The following is a 20,821-nucleotide window of genomic DNA, read 5'->3' on the forward strand; positions in this document are numbered from 1 at the left end:
AGATGCCGCAACTGGGCTTCGTCCTGCAATGGGTGGTGAAGGCGTTCGCCGTAGTGCTCGCCATCACCATTCTCAATTTCTTCCTCATCCGTCTTGCCCCTGGCGACCCCGCCGTGGTCATGGCGGGTGAGGCGGGAGCCGCAGACCAGCAGTTTCTCGATCAGGTCCGTCGTGATTTCGGGCTCGACCAGCCGCTGGCCGTGCAATTGGCGACCTATGTCAAGAACGTACTGACGCTCGATCTCGGTCAGAGCTTCCGGACCGGAAGACCGGTCACCGACATGATTTTCGAACGGCTCCCCGCCACGTTGCTTCTCACCGGTACGGCCTATGTCTTCGCGCTGATCGTCGGCCCGCTGCTCGGTGCGATCGCGGCAATGCGGCCGCGTTCCGTGTTCGACAGTCTTTTGATGGTGGTGGCGCTGGTCTTCTATGCCACCCCGATCTTCTGGGTCGGCCTGCTGCTGATACTGGTGTTTTCAGTCCAACTCGGCTGGCTGCCGCCCTTCGGCATGCAAAGCATGATCCCGGTCAAGGGCGCGGTCGCGGGCACGCTTGACGTCATCAAGCATCTGATCCTGCCGGCAGTCACGCTCGGCCTGTTTTACATCGCAGTCTATGTCCGTCTCACGAGGGCCTCGATGCTGGAAACCGCCACCCTCGACTACGTCAAGACCGCACGGGCCAAGGGTCTGCCGGAATGGCGCGTCGCCACCGCCCATATCCTGCGCACCGCGCTCATTCCCATCATCACCTTCGCTGGCCTGCAAGCGGGCCATCTGGTCGGCGGCGCGATCGTGGTCGAGACCGTGTTCGCCTGGCCGGGTATCGGTCGGCTCGCCTTCGACGCGTTGTTCCAGCGCGACTACAATCTGCTGCTGGGCGTCTTTCTGATCTCGGCGCTGATGGTGGTGTTCTTCAACATGGTGACGGATCTCGTTCTGCGTATCGCCGATCCGCGCATAGCGGGGCGGGCGTGATGGATTTCCTGAAGCGTTTCGCCGAAAACCGCGGTGCGGTCGCCGGCGCGATCGCATTGGCGTTGATCGTCGTCATGGCCATCACCGCGCCGCTGATCGTCCCCATAGACCCGATGTCGACGCGCGGCCGGCCGCTGCTGCCGCCTGGCGGCGAGTTTGCCTTCGGCACCGACATGCTCGGCCGGGATGTACTGGCCGGCATCGTGCACGGCGCACGCATCTCGTTGATGATCGGACTGATCTCGACCGTCATCGCGGCGGCAATCGGGGTTTCGGTCGGCGCGATCGCCGGCTTCTTCGGCGGCTGGATCGACGATCTTTTGGTGCGGATCACCGAGTTCTTCCAGACCATACCGAGTTTCATCTTCGCAATCCTGCTAGTCGCCATCATGACGCCGGGGCTGACCTCGATCGTCACCGCGATTGCCGTCGTCACTTGGCCGCCGATCGCCCGTCTGGCGCGCTCGGAATTCATGGGTCTGCGGCGGCGTGAATTCGTCGAGGCTGCCGTGCTGTCGGGCGTATCGCGCTTCCGTATCATCGTCTCCGAGGTGCTGCCCAACGCAGTCTCGCCGCTGATCGTCATGGGTTCCTTGATGATCGCCACCGCCATCCTCACCGAATCCGCCCTGAGCTTCCTTGGACTGGGCGACCCCAACCGTATCTCCTGGGGTTACATGATCGGCGCGGCGCGCACCGTGTTTCGCCAGGCGTGGTGGCTGTCGGTGTTTCCGGGACTGGCGATCGCGATCACCGTGCTTGCCATCAATCTCGTCGGCGAGGGGCTCAACGACGCGCTCAATCCGCATCTCAAGGGTCGGGTCAGGATCCAGACATGAACGCCCGTTTTGTCGCTGAACCGCTTGTCGCGATCGAGAACCTGACCGTACGCCTGCCCGAGGGCGGCGACCGGCTCAAAGCGGTCGACGGTATCGACCTCGACATCGCGCCCGGCCGTATTCTGTGCGTCGTCGGCGAATCCGGCTCGGGCAAGTCGATGACGGCGCACGCCATCATGGGCCTGGTGCCCAAACCACTGATCTCCACGGGTGCGATCCGCTTCGACGGGGAAAACCTGATCGGCCTCGCGGCGGAAAAACACCGCGCCATCCGCGGTCGCCGCATCGGCATGATCTTTCAGGAGCCGATGGCCGCCCTCAATCCGGTCATGCGCGTCGGCCGCCAGATCGAGGAGGTATTCCGCTTCCACGACGTGCCCGGCCCCTACGACGAGCGCGTCGTAAAGCTGCTGGGCGACATGGGTCTTCCGGAGCCCGAGTTGCTGCGCCACGCCTTCCCCTTCAGTCTGTCCGGCGGCCAGCGCCAGCGCGTCATGATCGCCATGGCGCTCGCTCTCGATCCGGAATTGCTGATCGCCGACGAGCCGACCACCGCGCTCGACGTCACCACGCAAAAACAGATCCTGGCTCTGCTCAAGCGCGCTCAGGCCGAGCGCGGCATGGGCATCGTTCTGATCACGCATGATTTCGGCGTCGTGGCGGAGATCGGCGACGAGGTCGCCGTCATGCAGCACGGCAAGATCGTCGAGCGCGGGACGGTGGCCGAGGTTCTGGGCAATCCCGGCCACGACTATACCCGCACCCTGCTTGCCGCGGTTCCGAAGCTTGCGAAGCGTCCTGCCGTCGACAGGCCCGGCGGCAAGCCGCTTTTGTCGGCCAAAGGCGTGACCAAGACCTATTCCAGCCGTACCGGACTGTTTGGTCCGCGCCGGACCGTGGAGGCGGTGCGCGACGCCGGCTTCAGCCTGGCGCGCGGTCAAACGCTCGGCATCGTGGGGGAATCGGGTTCCGGCAAATCGACCCTGGCCCGCATCATCGTGCGGCTTCTGACCGCCGATGCCGGCGATGTGCGCCTTGCCGGCGTGGAGCGCAATCTGCTTGATCTCGGCAGTCGCGACCTGGCGCCGCTGCGTCGCCGTGTGCAGATGGTCTTTCAGGACCCGTTCGCTTCGCTCAATCCGCGCCGCACCGTCTTCGAGATCGTCGCCCAGGGGTTGCTGGCGCACGGCATGTCGCGCGCCGACGCGCGGCGCCGTGTCGCCGAACTGCTCGATCTGGTCGCGCTCGATCCGGCCTCGGCCAGGCGCTATCCGAACGCTTTTTCCGGCGGTCAGAGGCAGCGCATCGGTATTGCCAGGGCGCTCGCGCTGGAGCCGGACGTGATCGTCGCCGACGAACCCGTTTCCGCGCTCGACGTGTCGATCCAGGCGCGCGTGCTCGACCTTCTCGCCGACCTGCAGCGCCGGCTCAGCCTCGGCATGCTGTTCATTACCCACGATCTGCGGGTCGCCGCCCAGGTGTGCGACCATGTCGCCGTCATGCAGCGCGGACGGATCGTGGAAATGGGCCCTTCGGCCGACGTGCTGTTCAAGCCCAGCCAAGACTACACCAAGCTCCTGATCGACTCCATTCCCGGGCGTGGCGCTTTCGCCGCTCCGGCGTCGGGTGCGAGCGCAAACTGAACGAGGATAAGACATGGAAAAGAAGACTGTCTGGCAGGCGGTTGCCGAAGCGCTCGATGCCGAGGGCACCGACTATGTGTTCGGGCTGCCGGGCAATCCCAAGCACCTCGTCTACGACCTGACCGAACGCACCCCGATCAAGTTCGTGCTGGTGCGCGACGAAAAGTCGGCGGTTTCGTGCGCCTATGCCTATGCGCGGCTGAAAAGGCGGCCGGGCATCGTCTTTTCCAATCCCGGACCCGGCATAACCACGCTGGTGACCGGCTTGCTTGAGGCGACTTCCGGGTCGCTGCCGGTGATCGCCATCGTCAACGGCGTGGTCGAAAACCATGACGGCATGGGCGCTTTCCAGGAACTGGATGCGGTGTCGCTGATGCGTCCGGTGACGAAATGGGCGGTCAGGGTGACCGATGTAAGCAAGATTCCGTGGATCATGGAGCGCGCCTTCGCCGTCGCCATGAACGGCCGCCCGGGCGCCGTCTTCATCGAGGTGCCCTCGGATCTGGCTGATGTCGCCGCCGAGATGGCGGCCTACCGCCCCGGCATGCGCCGGCATCTGTCCAGGCCCGACGCCGACGCCGTTACCGCGGCCGCCACCGCCATCGCTCAGGCCGAGCGTCCGCTTCTGATCTGCGGTTCCGGAGCGGTGTTTTCCGGCGCGGCCGATGCGGTCGCGGAGCTGGCCGACCGTGTCGGCATGCCTGTCCTGACCACGCCCGGCGGGCGCGGCATCTATCCCGAGGACGGCCCGTTCGCACTCGGCCAGACGGGTCTCTACTTTACCGAGGCCGGCAAGCGCTGGTGGGACGAATCCGATCTGATCGTGTCGGTTGGCTCGCGACTGGAGGCGTTTTCCACCAACAGCTGGCAGTTCTGGCCGTCCGATGCCCGCTTTGTTCAGATCGACATCGATCCCGAGACGATCGGCATGAACATGCGTCCCGACATCGCGCTGGTCGGCGACGCGCGGCTGTCCTTGCGTGAAATACTGACCGCACTCCCCAAGATCGAAGCCGACCAGCGTACCGCGCGCCGCGAGGCCGTCGAGGCGCTGCGCGAGGATTATCGGCCTAAGCTGGAGGCCGCCAACAGCGACAATTCCACGCCGATCCGCGTGCCGCGCGTGCTCGACGCGGTCAACCGCATTTTCGGCCGCGACACGATCCTGATGAAGGAAAATGGCGGTGCGGATCTGTGGTGTTATTACTGGCCGCATTATCGCGTCCTCGACATCGACGACTGCGTGCCGATGGGTGAGCAGACGGCGATGAGCATGGGCATCATCGGTGCGATCGGCGCCAAGCTCGCCAAGCCGGACAAGAAGATCGTCTGCTTCGCCGGCGACGGCGCCATGCAGATGTCGCTGGCCGAACTGGCGACGGCGGCGGAGCTCAAATGCGGCATCACCTGGGTGGTGCTCAACAATCACGCCTTCGGCTGGGTCCAGTACAACCAGCTTCTCGGACAAAAGCCCTTCGTGGCAACCGGTTTCGAGGTCAACAGCGATTTTGCGCAGATTGCCAGGGCGCAGTCCTGCCTCGGCATCAAGGTCGAACGCGCCGACGAAATCGACGCGGCGGTGACCGAGGCGCTGAAGGCGAATGCCGAGGGCGTGCCGGCGCTGATCGACGTGGCGATCGAACCGCATCATTATCACGAGCATTTCGAACGGGTGCACCGCGCCCGCTTCGACCACTGACCCGGCACGAAAGGAAACGCGCGTGACGACGTTCGATGGCGGGCAGGCCGTGCCAGGGGACCTTCTGGACGAGTTTTTGGCCGCGCCCTATGGCAACCATGGTCCGGCGCTGCGGCGGCTCTTGCTTAAGCTACGCAGCCTGTCGGCGGAGGGAAAGCATGTTCTGGTCGAGATAGAGCCGTTCAGGCAATGGCGGCTGGCGCGACTGCGCGGCCGCGGCCAGCCGGTCGAACTGCTCGACGAGGTGTTCGATACGCTCGAAGACGCCGAGCGCCACGTCTTCCGCCTGCGCTGCGCGATGTTGGAAAGCGGCGCCGCATCATGAGGCTGGCTCCTGATTTCGGCATTGTCGGCTACACGCCGCGCTGGCAATACCGTCCCGGCGAGACGGTGGCGCTGCATCTCGGTAGCCGGGAGGCGGGGAAGGCCGATATACGGCTGCACCGGTTTCGCGCGCTGCGCCCCCACGGCGAAGGGCTCGAACTCGACGCCGACCCGGTTGATCATCCCGCGCTGGGCTGCGCGGTCGCACCGCAACGCACCTTGATCGGCTCATGGTTCGAGACCCGGCTCGATGCAGATCTGATTGCCGACGGGTTCACGCTCGCTCTTCTGGCCATGCCGACGGTCTTCTCGCCGGACGGTTCCTGCCTGGCGTCGCTGGCGTCGGGCGAGGGAGCGGTGACGCTGCTGATTGACGCCGACGGCCGGCCCGTGCTGCTGGCCGAGGCGCCGGCGACAGAACCGCGTCGTGTCGAGGCGCCGTTCCGGCTGCGTGCCGGCGCATGGGTTGCAATGGTTTTGAGCCGGGACGGTCCTGACGGCGCTCTCGTGCTCACGGTCCGCGACGATGGCAGGGACAGAACTTTCCGCCTTCCGGTTCCCGCGCGCACCGGGTCGGGAGAGGCCGTCCTGCGGCTTGCCTCCGGCGCGCCGCCGTCCAGCCTGTCTGCGGTCCGTTTCGATGGCCGGCTTGAGGCGCCGATTTTGTGGGCCGGAGCGGTGGACACGCAAGCGGCGCTAGGGCGCCTCGAGGCCTTCGCCAACGGCGCGGATGCACGTGACCCGCGATGCGTCGCCGCCTGGGACTTCAGCCGAGGCATCGACAGCACGGTCGCCGAAGATGTCGGCCCGCGCGCCCTGCACGGCCGCCTCGTCAACCTGCCGACGCGGGCGGTCAAGGGGACGCGCTGGTCTGGTGGCGAGCAAAGCTTCCGCCACGCCCCGCGCGACTACGCTGCCATCCATTTCCACAGCGACGATCTCGCCGATGCCGGCTGGCCGGTCACGGCCGAACTCGCCTTGCCAGAGGATTTGGCGAGCGGAGTCTATCTGATCGAGATCAGCGGCCAGGCGGGGCGCGACACGCTGCCGATCCTCGTGCGTCCGCCTGCGCCCGGAGCCGATCTCGCCTTCCTCGCGTCAACCTTCACATGGCTCGCTTACGCCAATGACCGCTGCCTGCTGCATGGCGCCAATCCGGAAATGTTCGCCAGTCGCCTGCTGGTGTTGACGGCGGGCGATTGCGCGCTCGCCGCGCATCCCGAATACGGGCTGTCGCTCTACGACACCCATGCCGACGGCAGCGGCGTGTCTTACGCTTCGCGCCGGCGTCCCTGCCTGACCCTGCGCCACACCCAGCGCGCCTGGCAGGGCGGCCTCGGCAGCGGCCTTTGGAACTTCAGCGCCGACCTTTTGATCCTGTCCTGGCTCGACCGGGAAGGGTTTGCCTTCGATATCGTCACCGACGACGATCTCGACCGTGAGGGGGCGGCGGCGCTGCGGCCCTATCGCTGCGTGATCACCGGGTCGCATCCCGAATATCACACCACCGCCAGCCACGATGCGCTGGGTGGATTTCTCGATGGCGGCGGCCGGCTGATCTATCTGGGCGGCAACGGGTTTTACTGGCGCGTCTCCACCCATCCCGACCATCCCGAGACGATCGAATTGCGGCGCGCGGAGGACGGCAACCGCAGCTGGGCCTCCGAACCCGGCGAATACTACCACGCTTTCGACGGCGCCTATGGCGGGCTGTGGCGGCGCAACGGCCGCCCGCCGCAGAAACTCGCCGGCACCGGCTATACGGGGCAGGGGTTCTACCGTTCCCACCCCTACCGGCTTTCGGCCGGCGCGGCCGACCCGCGCCTTGCATTTCTGTTCGACGGTGTGGCGGTCGCGGACGGCCTGATCGGCGATTTCGGGCTCAGCGGCGGCGGTGCAGCCGGCATCGAGATCGACCGTGCCGACACGACCCTAGGCACGCCGGCACACGCGATCGTGGTGGCCACCTCCGAGCGCCTCGACGACAGCTACGTGCTCGCCAACGAGGAAGTGCTGGTCAACCGGCCGACTGTTACCGGCGACATGAGCCCGAACCTGCGCGCCGATATGGTGTTCTTCGAGACCCCGGCGGGCGGCGCGGTCTGGTCGACGGGCTCCGTCGCCTGGGCCGGCGCGCTGGCCGAGCCGCGACCCGACAACGAGATCGCCGCGATCACTCGGAACGCGTTGACGCGATTTCTCGCGCCGGCCCCCTTCACCTTGCCGGAGGCGGAACCGGGCGGCTGATTCCGGTCGTCCTCCCTGTGAGCATGATCCCGGAACGGACCGGTTTCCGGCAAGGGTCGTGCTCGACCATGGCTGGGTCGCAACAGTGCTTCTTGAAAAGGCGCTGCCGCGGCCCTGCGCAGCAACGGAGCACCCTGCAATGGATATCGCCACGCCGACCGACTACCGCACCATCGCCGCAGGCCTCGTCTTCCCGTCCGAAGCCTTCATCGACGGCCACTTCGTCGCGGCCCGTTCGGGCGCGCGGTTTGCCAATGTCAATCCGGCGACGGCCGCCATCCTGGGTGAGGTCGCGGCCTGTGACAGCGAGGATGTCGATGCCGCCGTCGCAGCCGCACGCCGCGCCTTCGACACCGGTGCCTGGTCTCGCGCCGCGCCCGAGGCGCGTAAGGACGTGCTGCTGCGGCTGGCCGCGCTTTTGCGCGAGCATGCTGAGGAGCTTGCGGTGATGGAAAGCCTCGATTCGGGCAAGACAATCACCGACTGCCTCAACGAGGTCGGGCACGAGGTGCCGAATTTCTTTCAATGGTACGGCGAATTGATCGACAAGAGTTTCGGCAAGGTGGCGCCCACCGACGAGAGCGCGCTGGCGCTGATCGTGCACGAGCCGGTCGGCGTCGCCGGCCTGGTCCTGCCATGGAATTTCCCGCTTTTGATGGCGGCCTGGAAACTGGCGCCCGCGCTTGCCGCCGGCTGCAGCGTCGTCGTCAAGCCGGCCGAGCAGACCCCGCTGACGGTGTTGCGCCTGGCCGAGCTCGCCGCACAGGCCGGCCTGCCGGACGGCGTGCTCAATGTCGTCCCGGGTTTCGGCGAGACCGCAGGCCAGGCGATCGGCCGGCACCAGGATATCGATGTGGTGTCGTTTACGGGCTCAACCGAGGTCGGCGCGCTGTTCCTGAAATATGCCAGCGAGAGCAATCTCAAGCCCGTCGGTCTGGAGATGGGTGGCAAGAGCCCGTTCATCGTCCTCGATGACGCCCCGATCGACGACGCGCTGGTGTCCAATGCGGTATCGGCGGCGCTGTGGAACGGCGGCCAGAACTGCTCGGCCAATATGCGCCAGTTCGTGCCGCGCGCGCGCAAGGACGAATTCCTCGACAAGGTACTGGCCAGGGTCGCGTCCCTCAAGGTTGGCGATCCGCTCGACCCCGCGACCGAGATGGGGGCGATGGTGAGTGCGGACCATCAACGCCGCGTCCTGGGTTTCATCGACGCAGGGATCGGCGAGGGCGCGCGCGTCGTCGCTGGAGGAAGCGGCGCGATCGAAGGGCTCGACGGATATTTCGTCAGACCGACCGTATTTGATGACGTCACCCATGGCATGACCATTGCGACCGAGGAGATTTTCGGCCCGGTGCTGGGCGTGATCCCGTTTTCGAAGCCCGAAGAGGCGCTGCGCATGGCCTCCGATTCCGTCTACGGCCTGCACGCGACGGTGTTTACGCGCGACATCGACCGCGCGCTGCATTTCGCCCGCCGGCTGCCTTGCGGAACCGTGTCGATCAACCGGTTCTCGGAAGGCGATATCAAGACGCCTTTCGGCGGCTACAAGCGGTCGGGCTCGCTGGCGCGCGACAACGGCACCGAGGCGATCGCGCAATATCAGCAGACCAAGACGATCTGGATCGGCGGCCCGGAGGGTTAGGAAAACAGTTCGTCGGGCGTAATCCCGATCCCGGGCCGGTCGGGCAGGCACAATCGTCCGTCGTTCGGGCGCAGCATGGCGCCGGCCACCTCGTCGCGCAGGGGATTGGGGTTCACGTCGATCTCCAGCATGCCGCCGCCGCCCTCGGCGGCGAGCAGGTGGGCCGACGCGGCCAGGCCGATGCCGCCGCCGAGGAAGTGCGGACAATAGACCGTCTCGCAGCCGGCGGCCGCCGCCGCGATGTCGTAGCACCCCGACACGCCGCCCCATTTAGCGACGTCGGGTTGCACGAATGCAAGCGCGCTGCTTTGCATCATCGCGTCGAATTCGGCGCGGCCGTTGAGGTTTTCTCCCGCCGCGATCGGAATCGGCGAGCGGGCGGCCAGGTCTGACCATTCCCGAAGCGGCCGGTCCGCGCGCAGCGGTTCCTCAATCCATGTCAGGTCGAAGCCGGCATAGTCCGCGACCCTGGCGGCGGCCTCTTCGAGCGTCCATCCCTGGTTGGCGTCGGCCATCAGCCTTGTATGCGGGCCGATCGCCTGGCGGATCGCTGTCAACGACGTCAGGTCGGTGTCGCGGCCGAAGCCGACCTTGACCTTGAAGGCCGCGTGTCCGCCCTTGCGGGCGCGTTCGGCAGTGGCCCCCGGCGTCTCGGGTCCGATGCCGCTGGCATAGACCGCGATATCGCCGGACGCGGCGGGATTGAGATAGCGGAAAAGGGGCAGGCCGGCGCGCCGCGCCGCCAGGTCGTGCACAGCCGCGTCGAGACCGGCCGCCACCTGGCGTAGCGGGCCCCATTCACCACTTTGCAGGGCAAGCACGTGCAGCCTGTCCATCAGCCTGTCAAACGGCGCTGTATTCCCGTCCGGCTTCATCTCCATCAAAGCCGGTCCGACAATTTCGTCGACCAGGCGTTTGCGGTGCTCGGCCGCCACCGTGGGAAAGTTGCACCAGATCTCGCCGTAGCCGTGGCGGCCGCGGTCGTCATCCACGCGCACAAAGACGGCCGGCCGGTCGCGCATCGTTCCGAAGGAGGTCCTGACGGGGACAGGGATCGGCGCGCGCAGGACCACGGCCTTGACCGACTCGATCCGAAACTCCGGAATGGAAAGTTCCATGGTTCCTCCGTAAAGACGGGTGTGATGCCGGAGCGCCGCGCGGACAAATAATCAGACTCGCTTCATGTTTTCAAGATGTGGAACAGGATACCGCATGTTGAAAATTTACTTGAGGTCGCCTGATGGGTGTTGTAGGGTCGGCCAAGAAGTCGGTGCTGCCGTGGTGCCGGGTTTTGGAGCAAAACCGACCCTTCGCGCGACAATGACGCGCCGGAGGCGTCCGATCAACGCGGCATCTCGTGTGAGGCTCTCATTTTGCCAGCCATTCGGCGGATGGATGAAGATGTGACGAAGGGCGGCGCGCCGGCCACCATGCTTGATGTGGTCGATCTGCGGGTCGATTTCAGCCAGGCCGGCGGGGTGACGCGGGCTGTCGACGGTGTGTCCTTCCAGGTCGCCCAGGGCGAGACGCTTGCTGTCGTCGGCGAATCCGGGTCGGGCAAATCCGTCACCATGTTGTCTGTGATGCGCCTGCTCGACGGGCGCGACACCAAGACCTCGGGTGCGGTGCTGTGGGCGAGCGCCGACGGCGCCAGCCGCGATCTGCGCGGCATGGACGAGCGCGGTTTGAACGCGTTGCGCGGCAGCGAAATCGCGATGATCTTCCAGGATGCCAGCGCCAGCCTCAATCCCTTGCTGACAGTCGGAGACCAGATCGCCGAAACGGTGCGGTTGCACGAGGATGCGAGCCGGGCGCAGGCTTGGGCGCGCGCGGTCGAGCTTCTGACCCAGGTCGGCATTGCCGCGCCGGAAAGCCGCGCCCACAGCTATCCGCATCAGCTTTCGGGCGGCATGCGCCAGCGGGTGATGATCGCGATTGCCCTGGCGGGACGCCCCCGCCTGCTCATTGCCGACGAGCCGACGACGGCATTGGACGTTACCATCGAGGCGCAGATCCTGCAGCTTCTGGAGGATATCCAGCGCCAGCAGGGTCTCTCGATCGTCATTGTTACGCACGATCTCGGCGTGGTTGGCGAAATCGCCGACCGGGTGGTCGTCATGTATGCGGGCCAGATCGTGGAGTGCGGCGCGGCGCGCGATGTGCTGGGGACGCCGCGCCACCCCTACACGGCCGCGCTTTTGGCCTGCTTGCCGCAGATCGCAGGAGACGGGGAAGCCGAAAGCCCGTTCAGACGCGCCAAGCCTGGCGTCGTGCCCCGGATCGGGGAGGGGTTTGTCGGCTGCCGCTTCCGCAGCCGCTGCCCGCTCGCACGAGCGGAGTGTGAGCGCGACGTGCCGCTGGTTGAAACCGCACCCGGCTGGAAGTCGCGCTGCTTCTTCTGGGAGGAGGCGTCATGAGCGGCGCGAGCGGGCGGGAGCTTTTGCGCCTGGACGGCGTCAGCAAAGTGTTTGCGCAGCGCCGCGGATTCAGCCGCTCGGCCGGCTTGCGGGCCGTCACCGATGCCAGCTTCACGCTTGCCGGCGGCGAGGTTCTGGCTCTGGTCGGGGAATCGGGTTCCGGCAAGTCGACGCTCGGCCGCACCGCCATCAGGGTCGTGGAGCCGACCTCTGGCGACATCTGGCTCGAAGGCGAGCGCATCACCGACCTCGACCGCCGGCAGTTGCGGCCACTCAGGCGCAAGATGCAGATGGTCTTCCAGGATCCCTATGGCAGCCTCAATCCCCGCATCCGGATCGGCGCGGCCGTCGCCGAGGGCATGCGTCTGCATGGGCTCGCTTCGGGGAACACGCTGCGCGAGCGCGTCGCGCAGGCGCTCGAGCAGGTCGGTCTGCGTCCGGAGATCGCCGACCGTTTGCCCGCCGCGCTCTCCGGCGGTCAGCGCCAGCGCGTGGCGATTGCCCGAGCCCTGGCGGTCGAGCCGACGGTGATCGTCGCCGACGAGCCAACCTCCGCCCTCGACGTTTCGGTTCAGGCCGAGATCATCGACCTGCTGAAGGCGCTGCAGGCCCGGCAGGCGCTGTCGATGCTGTTCATCAGCCACGACCTGCGTGTTGTCGGCGATATTTCGGACCGGGTGATGGTGCTGTATCTGGGCCGCATCGTGGAAGCCGGCCCGACCGGGCAGGTATTTCGTAATCCCGCGCACCCCTATACGCGGGCGTTGCTGCAGGCCGTGCCCAAACATGTCGGCGCGGCACACGGAACGCGGCAATTGCTCAAGGGCGAGCTGCCGAACCCGGTTTCGCCGCCGTCGGGCTGCGTGTTTCATCCGCGCTGCCCATTCGCTATCGATGCCTGCCGCAGCGCGGATATGGGCCACCACGAGGTCGCGCCCGGACAGGTGACGGCCTGTATCCGCGACGATCTGCCGGCTTTCGACGCACAAAGGGACGACCGGACATGACCGCCCGGCGCCTTCTTGTCATCGGTTGCAACGGGTTCATTGGCCGTCATGTGGTGATCGCCGCGGCGCGCGGCGGTATGGAAGTCCACGGTTTCGACCGCGCGGCCCCGTCAGATCAAAGCGCGCTCGCCGGTTTCCATGCCGGATCGCTCGCCGACCCGGTGTGCCTGGAACGCGTCTTCGCCACGGTCCGCCCTGATCGAGTGATCTCGCTTGCCGCCCATGCCGGCGCGGGCAGCGGCCCCGGCATGTCGGCCGAGCGCGACATCGACGCCGCCTTCGCCGTCAACGTCGAGGGGTTTCGCAGCCTTGTCGGGACATGCCGCGCCCACGGCGTGTCGCGGCTGGTCTGGGCGAGCTCGACAACCGTGCTGGGCCAGCAGGCGGACCACGCCTCAGATCTTGTCGACGAGGCGGCGCCACGCTTTCCGGCAGGTATTTACGGGCTGACTAAGAGCCTTGCCGAGGAGATCGGCACTTTCGCGCACCGCCATTGGGGGCTGGAGGTCGTGGGCGTCCGGCCGACCCTCGTGCTGGGGCCGGGCCATTCCTATGGCGGCTTGCTCGATCCCCTGAAGGCGCTGTTCGAGGCCTGCCGCCCGGCTGCGCCGGCGACGCTTGAGATCGGTTGGGGACGCCATCGCTTCGATATCGTTCACGTCGGCGATGTTGCCGAGGCCTGCGTGGCGCTCGCCGCTGCGCCACCCGGGCTGCGGCCGCTCTACCACGTCAATGGCGGAACGACAGACATCGACACCGTCGCCGCCCTTGCCCGGGCGGCCCGTCCCGAACTGGACCTGGCGGTGCGGGACGAAACGCCATCGGTCGTCTTTCCACTCGTAGCGGCCGAACGCATCGCCGCCGATATCGGCTTCCGGCCCCGATACGGGGCGGACGAAACAATTTGCCGCTGCATCGAACATGCCAGAAATAGGGAGGAATGTTATGCCTGAGACCTTCGATACCAACCGCCGCAGGCTGCTGAAGTCGGTGGCCGCAATCCCGCTCCTGTCGCTGTTGGGGATGTCGCTGACAGGCGTTTCGGCTCGGGCCGCCGCCGCCGACCTTGTCTACGGAGCGTCCGATCCCGCGGCGAAACAAGGCGGTTCGCTGACCGTGGGCTCGCTGATCGAGCCGCCGTCTTTCGACATTTACCATCAGGCCGGCGAGGCGGTGAATTTCGTCGCGCCGCTGATGTATCAGACGCTGGTCTATGCCGATCACGACGGCAATCCGCATCCGCTCTTGGCCGAAAGCTGGGAAATCAATGAGGACGCCAGCGTCTACACGTTCAAGCTGCGTTCGGGCGTGACGTTTCACACCGGCCAGCCATTCGAGGCCGCGGACGTCAAGTATAGCCTCGATTATATGCGCAATGCTGAAAACGGCACCATCGGCGCGCTCGATTTCGCCGATATCGACACGGTCGAGGCGATCGATCCGCTGACGGTGAGAGTGACCCTCAAACAGCCGAACTCGGCCTTTCTGATCACGCTCACGCACCGCAACGGCTCGATCATTCCGCGCGACTGGTATGCCGGCGAGAACGCGCGCGCCAGGCTCAACAGCACCAGCGTCGGCACCGGCCCGTTCCGCCTCGTCGAGTTCGTGCAAAACAGCTATATGCGGCTCGAGCGCAATCAGGACTACTGGCAGCCCGGCCTGCCCTATCTCGACGAGATCGTCGTCAACTTCATCCCCAACAGCGCCGGCATGCTGGTCGCGGTGCGCAACGGGCGCGTCGACATGGCGGTCCTCGTGCGGCCGCAGGACGCCGAACAGCTCGAAGGCGTTGGCGGCCTCACCGTGCAGCGGTCGCGCTCTCTCAACCAGAAGAGCCTTGATCTCGACAGCGAACATGGGCCGCTTAAGGACGAGCGCGTCCGCCAGGCGATCGCGCTTCTGATTGACAAGGAAGCGGTCATGCAGGCTGCGATCTCGGGCTACGGTCAGGTTCTGGGAACCACCGTTCCGGGTCTGCAGGAACGCTGGGGCGTGCCGCTTGGTGAATTGCCCAACCAAACGGTCGACGTGGACCGCGCCAAGGCCTTGCTGGCCGAGGCCGGACATCCGGACGGCATCGACATCGAGCTGCGCACCATCATCGGTTATGACTGGATGGAGCCGGCCGCCCTCACACTGGTCGAACAGCTTGCCAAAGGTGGCGTCCGCGTGGCCATTCAGCGGCTCGATCTCGGCACGTGGCTGCAGAATTTCCGGGCGCGCCAGATGGGCTTCACGCTCAACGACTGGGGCACCCCGCCCGACCCCAACATTCTCTACTACCGGCATTTCCACAAGAAGCCGGAGGGCGCCGATTTCCGCAACTGGGCCAATGACGAGGCGAGCACGCTGCTCGACGAAGGCCGGCAGGCCCTGGCCTACGAGGATCGCAAGGCCATCTACGACCGGTTCCAGAAACTGCTCGCCGAAAGCGTGCCAACGGTGATGATGTTCGGCGCCGATCACATCGTGGTCGTGTCGGACGCAGTCAAGAACCACGCCATGCATCCGATCGGCTGGCATTTCGGCCTGGTCAAGACCTGGGTCGACAAGTAGGCGGGCATGACGCGTTTCATCGTCTTTCGGTGCCTGGCGGCAGTCCTGACCGTATGGCTGGCAAGCATGGTCGTGTTCGCCATGGTCAGGGCGGCACCCGGCGACATCATCGAAATGATGATGGGGCAGATGGGCAGCAGCGAGGGCGAAGCGGCGCTGCGGCGCTTCTTCGGCCTCGACCAGCCCGTCTATGTCCAGTATTTCGATTGGCTCGGTCGGGTCGTGACCGGCGATTTCGGGTCTTCCTGGCGTCAGGGCAGTCCGGTACTCGAGTTGGTGTTCAACGCCTTCACTGTGTCGTTCGAACTGGCGCTGCTGGTGTTGATCGTCTCGTCGCTGATCGGCGTTCCGCTTGGCCTGCTTGCCGGTTATCGCGCCGGCAGCGCCGTCGACACGATCATCCAGGCCTTCAATGTGCTTTTCCTGGCCACGCCGGTTTTCTGGCTGGCGTTGATGCTTCTGTTCGGCGTGTCCACCTTCTTTTATTGGTCGCCGCCCACCATCTACGTCTCGCCGCTGCGCTCGCTTGGCGACAATCTGGTCATTCTGGCCATGCCGATGGCCAGCCTCGCCTTTCTGCAGATCGCCGCCTACGCGCAATTCGTGCGCCAGCACGTCGTCCAGGCACTGCAGCAGGATTACGTGCGCGCGCTCAAGGCGCGTGGGGTGCCGGCCCGCACCATTCTGGGCAAGCACGTTCTGCGTAATATTCTCGTCCCGCTCATCACCTTCATGGGGCTGATCTTCATTCAGATCCTGGGCGGCGTCGTGGTGATCGAATCTCTCTTCGGGCTGCCGGGGCTCGGGCGGCTGCTGGTCAACGCGCTTTATGCGCGCGACTTCCCGGTGGTGCAGGGGGCGTTGGTGATGGTGCTGATCTCGGCCATCGCGGTCAACCTGCTGGTCGACATCCTCTATCGTGCCATCGATCCGAGGCTGCGCTCATGACCCCTCAATTCGCCTCGGCCTTCGGCAGACGTCCCGCACTCGCCGTCGGGGCCGCGCTCGCGCTGGCAATCGCGGTCGTCGCGCTGCTGCCGGGCCTCTTCGCCCCGCAGCCGCCCAACGCCATCGATGTCGGACGTGCCCTGCTGCCGCCTTCGGCCGAGCACTGGTTCGGCACCGACCATGTCGGCCGGGACGTCTACACCCGCGTCGTCCACGGCGCGCGCGTGACTTTGGGCATCGTCGCCGGTTCGCTGGCGCTCTCGGCCCTGTTTGGTGGGGTTGCGGGAACGATCGCCGGTTATCTGCGTGGCTGGAGCGATCTCTTTTCCGGGCAGTTCGTGGAGGTGATCCTGAGCTTTCCGCCGATCTTTCTCGGCGTGATGATCACCGGCATTATCGGCTCCAATGTCGCCAATCTGATGCTGGCGCTGTCGATCGTCTATCTGCCGCTGTTTTTCCGCGCCGCCCGCTCGGCGGCGATGGTGGAAAGCGCCAGACCCTACGTGGAGGCTGCGCAGGTTCTGGGCGCCGGCGACGGGCGCATCCTGTTTCGGCATCTCCTGCCCAACGTGCTGCCGGCCGTGCTGACGCAATATATCATCCTGTTCCCGCTCGCTTTGCAGATCCAGGCGGCGCTCGGCTTTTTGGGTCTCGGCGTGCAGCCGCCCACGCCCGATTGGGGCGCGAGCCTACAGGAAAGCAAGGACTATGTGCTTTACGCGAGCTGGACGGCGATTTTCCCCGGCCTTGCGCTCGTCACCTCGTCGCTGGCGGTGATTTTGATCGGCCGGGGACTGCAGTCCAGGACTTGAAGCTTACGGAGAAGGCGATGAAGATCGAATGTGCCGCGCAGACCGGCGATGTTCTGGGAGAAGGGGTGATATGGAACGTCGCCCAGCAGAAACTCTATTGGGTCGACGCGTTCGGCCCGCATATTCGCTGTCTCGACCCGCGCACGGGAAAAGTCGAGTCATGGAAAATGCCCGAAGTGATCGGCTCGCTGGTGTTCGACAACAACGGCGGTATCGTCGCCGGGCTGGAATCGGGCTTTTGCCGGGTCACTCTCGATCCGGTGCGGGTCGAGCCGGTAGTCAATCCGCAGCCCGAAACGGGTATCATCTTCAATGACGGCAAATGCGACCGGCGCGGGCGTTACTTCGTCGGCACCATGCATCGCGAATTCCGAGAAGGCGCCGGCGTGCTGTGGCGACTGGATGCGGACTGGTCTGTGCATCGCGTCGATTCCGGCATCAGCGTGTCGAACGGGCTTGCCTGGTCGCCGGACAACAAGACCATGTATTTCGCCGACACACGGTCTCTGGTCGTTTATGCCTATGACTACGACATCGAGACCGGCGTGGCGGAAAACCGCCGGGACTTCTTCCGCACCGACGACATGGTCGGGCGCGTCGACGGGGCGACCGTCGACACCGAAGGCTTTTACTGGTGCGCGATGATCCATGACGGGTCGGTGTGCCGCTACTCGCCCGCGGGCAAGCTCGACCGGCGGATCGAATTGCCGGTCAAGCATCCCACGATGTGTTCCTTCGGCGGCGCCGATCTCGACACGCTTTATGTCGTTACCGCTCGTCGCTTCCTGAAACCCGGCGAGGAGGCCGAGCAGCCGCTGGCCGGCAACCTGTTCGCGATCACCGGGCTTGGCGCCAAGGGCATCGCCGAACCGACATTCGCGGGATGAGCGCCATGGACTGGAGAGCTCTCGACGCCGCCGAACTGGAATATCAGTTCAATCCGCAGAAATCCGTGGCCGACTTCTCGCGCTTCCAGGTTCATCGCTCCGCGATCAGCAAGGTGTGCCGCCAGGTGATGACAGCCCATCTCGACATCGCCTACGGCGACGGCGCGCTCAACGGCGTCGATATATTCCCGGCCGGTGACAATGCGCCGGTGCATATGTTCTTTCACGGTGGCTACTGGCGCACGCAGGACAAGGCTAATTTCGCCTTCATCGCGCGCGACCTGGTCCAGCGCGGCGTCACCCTGGTGATCGTGAATTACGACCTGTGTCCCGCCGTCAGCCTCGACCGGGTGTCGGGATCGGCGCTCGAGGCGATCGCCTGGTGCTATCGCAACATCGCCTCTTATGGCGGCGATCCCGAGCGCATAAGCATTTCCGGAAACTCGGCCGGGGCGCATCTATGCTCGATGGCGGTCGCGACCGACTGGCCGGCGCGCGGCCTGCCGGCGGATATCGTCAAGGGCGCAGTGATGATCAGCGGGATCTTCGATCCGTTCCCCGCAAGCCTGGTCAGCGTCCGTTCGGAACTGAAGCTGCGCGACGACATCATCGCCCGCAACAATACCGAAGCGCTGCCGCCGCGGGTCGACTGCCGCTGTTTCATCTTCGCCGGCGGGCTGGAGCCGTGGGCGTGGATCGACCAGAGCTTCCGCTATTCCGCGCATCTGCGTCGGCATGGCTACGACCCCGACGTGCAGGTGCTGCCTGGTTATCACCACTTCAACATTATGGACCAGTATCTGGAGCCCGCCAGCCCGATCGCGCGGGCGGTGCAGACGATCTCTTCCCTTTGAAGCGCGGCCGCAGCCGGCGTTGCGCGCCGGCCGCGGCGCCAAAAAAAATCCCGAAACCCGGTTTCCGGTTTCGGGATCACGCATGGGCAGGGAGGTTGGAGCGTCCTACTCGGACTAACGTCCTTCGGCCCGCACGGCCTGGAAACGAGAGGCGAGCGCGGCCGCGCCCGTAAACAGAACGGCCGCGTCGTTGGCCACCGACACGAAGTCGAAACCGTGCCGCACGAAGCGCTCGGCCAGTTCGGGATTGGGAGCGAGGACGCCGACCTTGACCGGCATGTCCTTGAGGCGCGCATGTCCGTTCACGATTGCATCGATCACCGCCGGTTCCGCCGGCTTGCCCAGATAGCCCATCGTCGCGGCGAGGTCGCCCGGACCAAAGAACACCCCGTCGACGCCCTCGACGCCGGCGATCGCCTCGAGATTGTCGAGCGCTTGCTGCGTCTCGATCTGCACGATCAGTGCCACCGCGTCCCCGGCTTCGGCAAGATAGGTCTTGTCGGTTCCGTAGCGGCTGGCGCGGTGCATGGCGGCCACGCCGCGCGTGCCGCGCGGCGGGTAGTGCATCGCGGCGACCGCGGCCTCGGCTTCGGCGGCCGACTGGACATAAGGCAGCATCAGCGTCGTCGCGCCCGCGTCCAGATATTGCTTGATGAGCATCGGCTCGTTCCAGGAAATGCGAACGATCGGAACGATGTCGGCGCCCTTTGCGGCCCGCAAATGCGAGATCGCGTCTGGCAGAGTGACGGGCGAGTGCTCGCCGTCGATCAGCACCCAGTCGAAGCCGCATTCGCTCAGTCCCTCGACTGCGTTCGACGAGTTCAGCATCGACCAGATGCCGAGCAGTGGCCGGTCTTGCGACAGCGCCCGGCGAAACGGATTTCGGGAGCGGGCGTGGGGGCTTTTGTCAGACATTGCGACCTCTTCCTGTGATGGAATGAGCATAATCGCTGGCCGCATCGGAGGCAATATTGTTTCGCATTATGGCAACTTGTTTCATGTAGTAAAAACGAGAAAATTACCCATGCTGACAGGTCGGGCGATGCGTTCGCCCGAAACCCTGGCCCGGAATTAAGAGGGTCCTTGCCGGAAACGGCGTCAGGCCGACGGCGGCAGGGGAGCGCGCCAGCCCATGGCGCGCGAAATCTCGTCGGCGGCCGCCAGGTTGCGGGCGATGATGTTGGCAAAGGTTTCGCCGGCGATATCGAGACCGATCGTCGATACGCTGATTGCAGCAACGATCGTGCCGCTGGCGTCGCGGATAGGGGCGGCGGAACACTGGATGGCGCGATTATACTCGCGCCGGTCGAGACTGTAGCCGTGCTGACGCGCCTCGGCGACCTCGCGGATCAGCGTTTCGGGATCGGTGATCGTCTCATCGGTGTGGCGTTCGAAGCGCAGGCCGGCGACCGTTTGCGCCAGCGCCTGCTCGTCGAGGCCCGTCAACAGCGCCTTGCCGAGCGCGGTACAATAGAGCGGACGTCGGCTGCCGACTTCCGACAGCACCCGGATTTCCTGCTCGGGCGGTTCCACCTTGTCGAGATAGCAGACCTCCGCATCGACCATCGTGGCGAGCTGCACGGTTTCGCCGACCGCCTGCGAAAGCGCGTGCATCACTGGTCGGGCGACCTGGCGCAGATCGGTGCTGGCGCGGGCGCCGGCCTGCAGCCGTAGCACGGCTGGGCCGACGGTCCAGCTTTTCGTCTTCGCCTGGAAGGCGGCATACCCGTCCTCGGCGAGCGTGCGCAGAATGCGCAGTGTCGTGCTGCGGTGGAGCGAGACCCGTTCGGCCACCGTCGTCAGCGACAGCGGCGTCTCCGCCGCAGCAAGCGTCTCCAGCACACGCAGGGACCGGTGCACGACTTGAATAGACGAATAAAGCTCGCTCCCGCGTTGCGTGTTGGCGGTTTGCGTCAATGGACGGAACTCCGATGCTGCTCCCTGTCGTGCACCTACCACA

General features: G+C 65.6%; 18 protein-coding genes. 15 read left to right on the forward strand and 3 right to left on the reverse strand.

Annotated elements, in window-relative coordinates; genetic code table 11:
* The first annotated feature begins 2 nt into the window (after positions 1 to 2).
* The 7 genes from GN330_RS15550 (at position 3) to GN330_RS15580 (ending at position 9,377) form a co-directional block, all read left to right on the forward strand.
* Positions 3 to 980 (forward strand): ABC transporter permease, encoded by a 978-nt coding sequence (locus GN330_RS15550; protein ID WP_156713571.1) that lies wholly within the window; start codon positions 3 to 5, stop codon positions 978 to 980.
* Positions 980 to 1,819: an ABC transporter permease gene (locus GN330_RS15555; protein ID WP_156713572.1), complete on the forward strand. Its 840-nt coding sequence runs from the start codon at positions 980 to 982 to the stop codon at positions 1,817 to 1,819. Before GN330_RS15550 ends, GN330_RS15555 begins: the two co-directional genes overlap by 1 nt.
* Positions 1,816 to 3,462: an ABC transporter ATP-binding protein gene (locus GN330_RS15560; protein ID WP_156713573.1), complete on the forward strand. Its 1,647-nt coding sequence runs from the start codon at positions 1,816 to 1,818 to the stop codon at positions 3,460 to 3,462. The genes GN330_RS15555 and GN330_RS15560 overlap by 4 nt, the downstream gene beginning before the upstream one ends.
* Positions 3,463 to 3,475: 13 nt before the next feature.
* Positions 3,476 to 5,161, forward strand: coding sequence for a thiamine pyrophosphate-binding protein (locus GN330_RS15565; protein ID WP_156713574.1), 1,686 nt, complete (start codon positions 3,476 to 3,478; stop codon positions 5,159 to 5,161).
* A 22-nt stretch (positions 5,162 to 5,183) separates the two neighbouring features.
* Positions 5,184 to 5,486, forward strand: coding sequence for a N,N-dimethylformamidase alpha subunit family protein (locus GN330_RS15570; RefSeq protein ID WP_156713575.1), 303 nt, complete (start codon positions 5,184 to 5,186; stop codon positions 5,484 to 5,486).
* A complete protein-coding gene (locus GN330_RS15575) occupies positions 5,483 to 7,732 on the forward strand; it encodes a N,N-dimethylformamidase beta subunit family domain-containing protein (RefSeq protein ID WP_156713576.1) in 2,250 nt (749 codons plus the stop codon). The genes GN330_RS15570 and GN330_RS15575 overlap by 4 nt, the downstream gene beginning before the upstream one ends.
* A gap of 139 nt (positions 7,733 to 7,871) precedes the next feature.
* On the forward strand, positions 7,872 to 9,377 hold the full coding sequence (locus GN330_RS15580) for an aldehyde dehydrogenase (protein ID WP_156713577.1): 1,506 nt from the start codon (positions 7,872 to 7,874) through the stop codon (positions 9,375 to 9,377).
* On the opposite strand, the gene GN330_RS15585 is transcribed toward GN330_RS15580, so the two are convergent.
* Complete coding sequence (locus GN330_RS15585) at positions 9,374 to 10,495, reverse strand: mandelate racemase/muconate lactonizing enzyme family protein (RefSeq protein ID WP_156713578.1); 1,122 nt, start codon at positions 10,493 to 10,495, stop codon at positions 9,374 to 9,376. The two genes, GN330_RS15580 and GN330_RS15585, sit on opposite strands and share 4 nt — an antisense overlap.
* 285 nt (positions 10,496 to 10,780) lie before the next feature.
* On the opposite strand from GN330_RS15585, the gene GN330_RS15590 reads away from it, so the two are divergent.
* From GN330_RS15590 to GN330_RS15625, 8 genes are read left to right on the forward strand one after another with little or no spacing between them, the layout of a single operon-like run.
* Positions 10,781 to 11,794: an ABC transporter ATP-binding protein gene (locus GN330_RS15590; RefSeq protein WP_343040726.1), complete on the forward strand. Its 1,014-nt coding sequence runs from the start codon at positions 10,781 to 10,783 to the stop codon at positions 11,792 to 11,794.
* Positions 11,791 to 12,801 carry an ABC transporter ATP-binding protein gene (locus tag GN330_RS15595; RefSeq protein ID WP_156713580.1) on the forward strand — a complete coding sequence of 337 codons (1,011 nt, stop codon included), beginning with the start codon at positions 11,791 to 11,793 and terminating at the stop codon, positions 12,799 to 12,801. Before GN330_RS15590 ends, GN330_RS15595 begins: the two co-directional genes overlap by 4 nt.
* Positions 12,798 to 13,754: an NAD-dependent epimerase/dehydratase family protein gene (locus tag GN330_RS15600; protein WP_156713581.1), complete on the forward strand. Its 957-nt coding sequence runs from the start codon at positions 12,798 to 12,800 to the stop codon at positions 13,752 to 13,754. Before GN330_RS15595 ends, GN330_RS15600 begins: the two co-directional genes overlap by 4 nt.
* The gene (locus GN330_RS15605) at positions 13,747 to 15,360 is read left to right on the forward strand and encodes an ABC transporter substrate-binding protein (protein WP_197435190.1); all 1,614 of its coding nucleotides are present in this window, start codon (positions 13,747 to 13,749) and stop codon (positions 15,358 to 15,360) included. Before GN330_RS15600 ends, GN330_RS15605 begins: the two co-directional genes overlap by 8 nt.
* Before the next feature lie 6 nt (positions 15,361 to 15,366).
* Positions 15,367 to 16,308 (forward strand): ABC transporter permease, encoded by a 942-nt coding sequence (locus tag GN330_RS15610; protein WP_156713583.1) that lies wholly within the window; start codon positions 15,367 to 15,369, stop codon positions 16,306 to 16,308.
* Positions 16,305 to 17,120, forward strand: coding sequence for an ABC transporter permease (locus tag GN330_RS15615; protein ID WP_156713584.1), 816 nt, complete (start codon positions 16,305 to 16,307; stop codon positions 17,118 to 17,120). Before GN330_RS15610 ends, GN330_RS15615 begins: the two co-directional genes overlap by 4 nt.
* A gap of 17 nt (positions 17,121 to 17,137) precedes the next feature.
* Positions 17,138 to 18,007, forward strand: coding sequence for an SMP-30/gluconolactonase/LRE family protein (locus tag GN330_RS15620; RefSeq protein ID WP_156713585.1), 870 nt, complete (start codon positions 17,138 to 17,140; stop codon positions 18,005 to 18,007).
* 5 nt (positions 18,008 to 18,012) lie between these two features.
* A complete protein-coding gene (locus GN330_RS15625) occupies positions 18,013 to 18,861 on the forward strand; it encodes an alpha/beta hydrolase (protein ID WP_197435191.1) in 849 nt (282 codons plus the stop codon).
* Between the two features lie 114 nt (positions 18,862 to 18,975).
* On the opposite strand, the gene GN330_RS15630 is transcribed toward GN330_RS15625, so the two are convergent.
* A complete protein-coding gene (locus tag GN330_RS15630; protein WP_197435192.1) occupies positions 18,976 to 19,776 on the reverse strand; it encodes an HpcH/HpaI aldolase family protein in 801 nt (266 codons plus the stop codon).
* 183 nt (positions 19,777 to 19,959) lie between these two features.
* On the reverse strand, positions 19,960 to 20,778 hold the full coding sequence (locus GN330_RS15635) for an IclR family transcriptional regulator (RefSeq protein WP_156713588.1): 819 nt from the start codon (positions 20,776 to 20,778) through the stop codon (positions 19,960 to 19,962).
* Positions 20,779 to 20,821: the final 43 nt, after the last annotated feature.

The organism is Nitratireductor arenosus, assembly GCF_009742725.1.
Lineage (GTDB): Bacteria > Pseudomonadota > Alphaproteobacteria > Rhizobiales > Rhizobiaceae > Mangrovimarina > Mangrovimarina arenosa.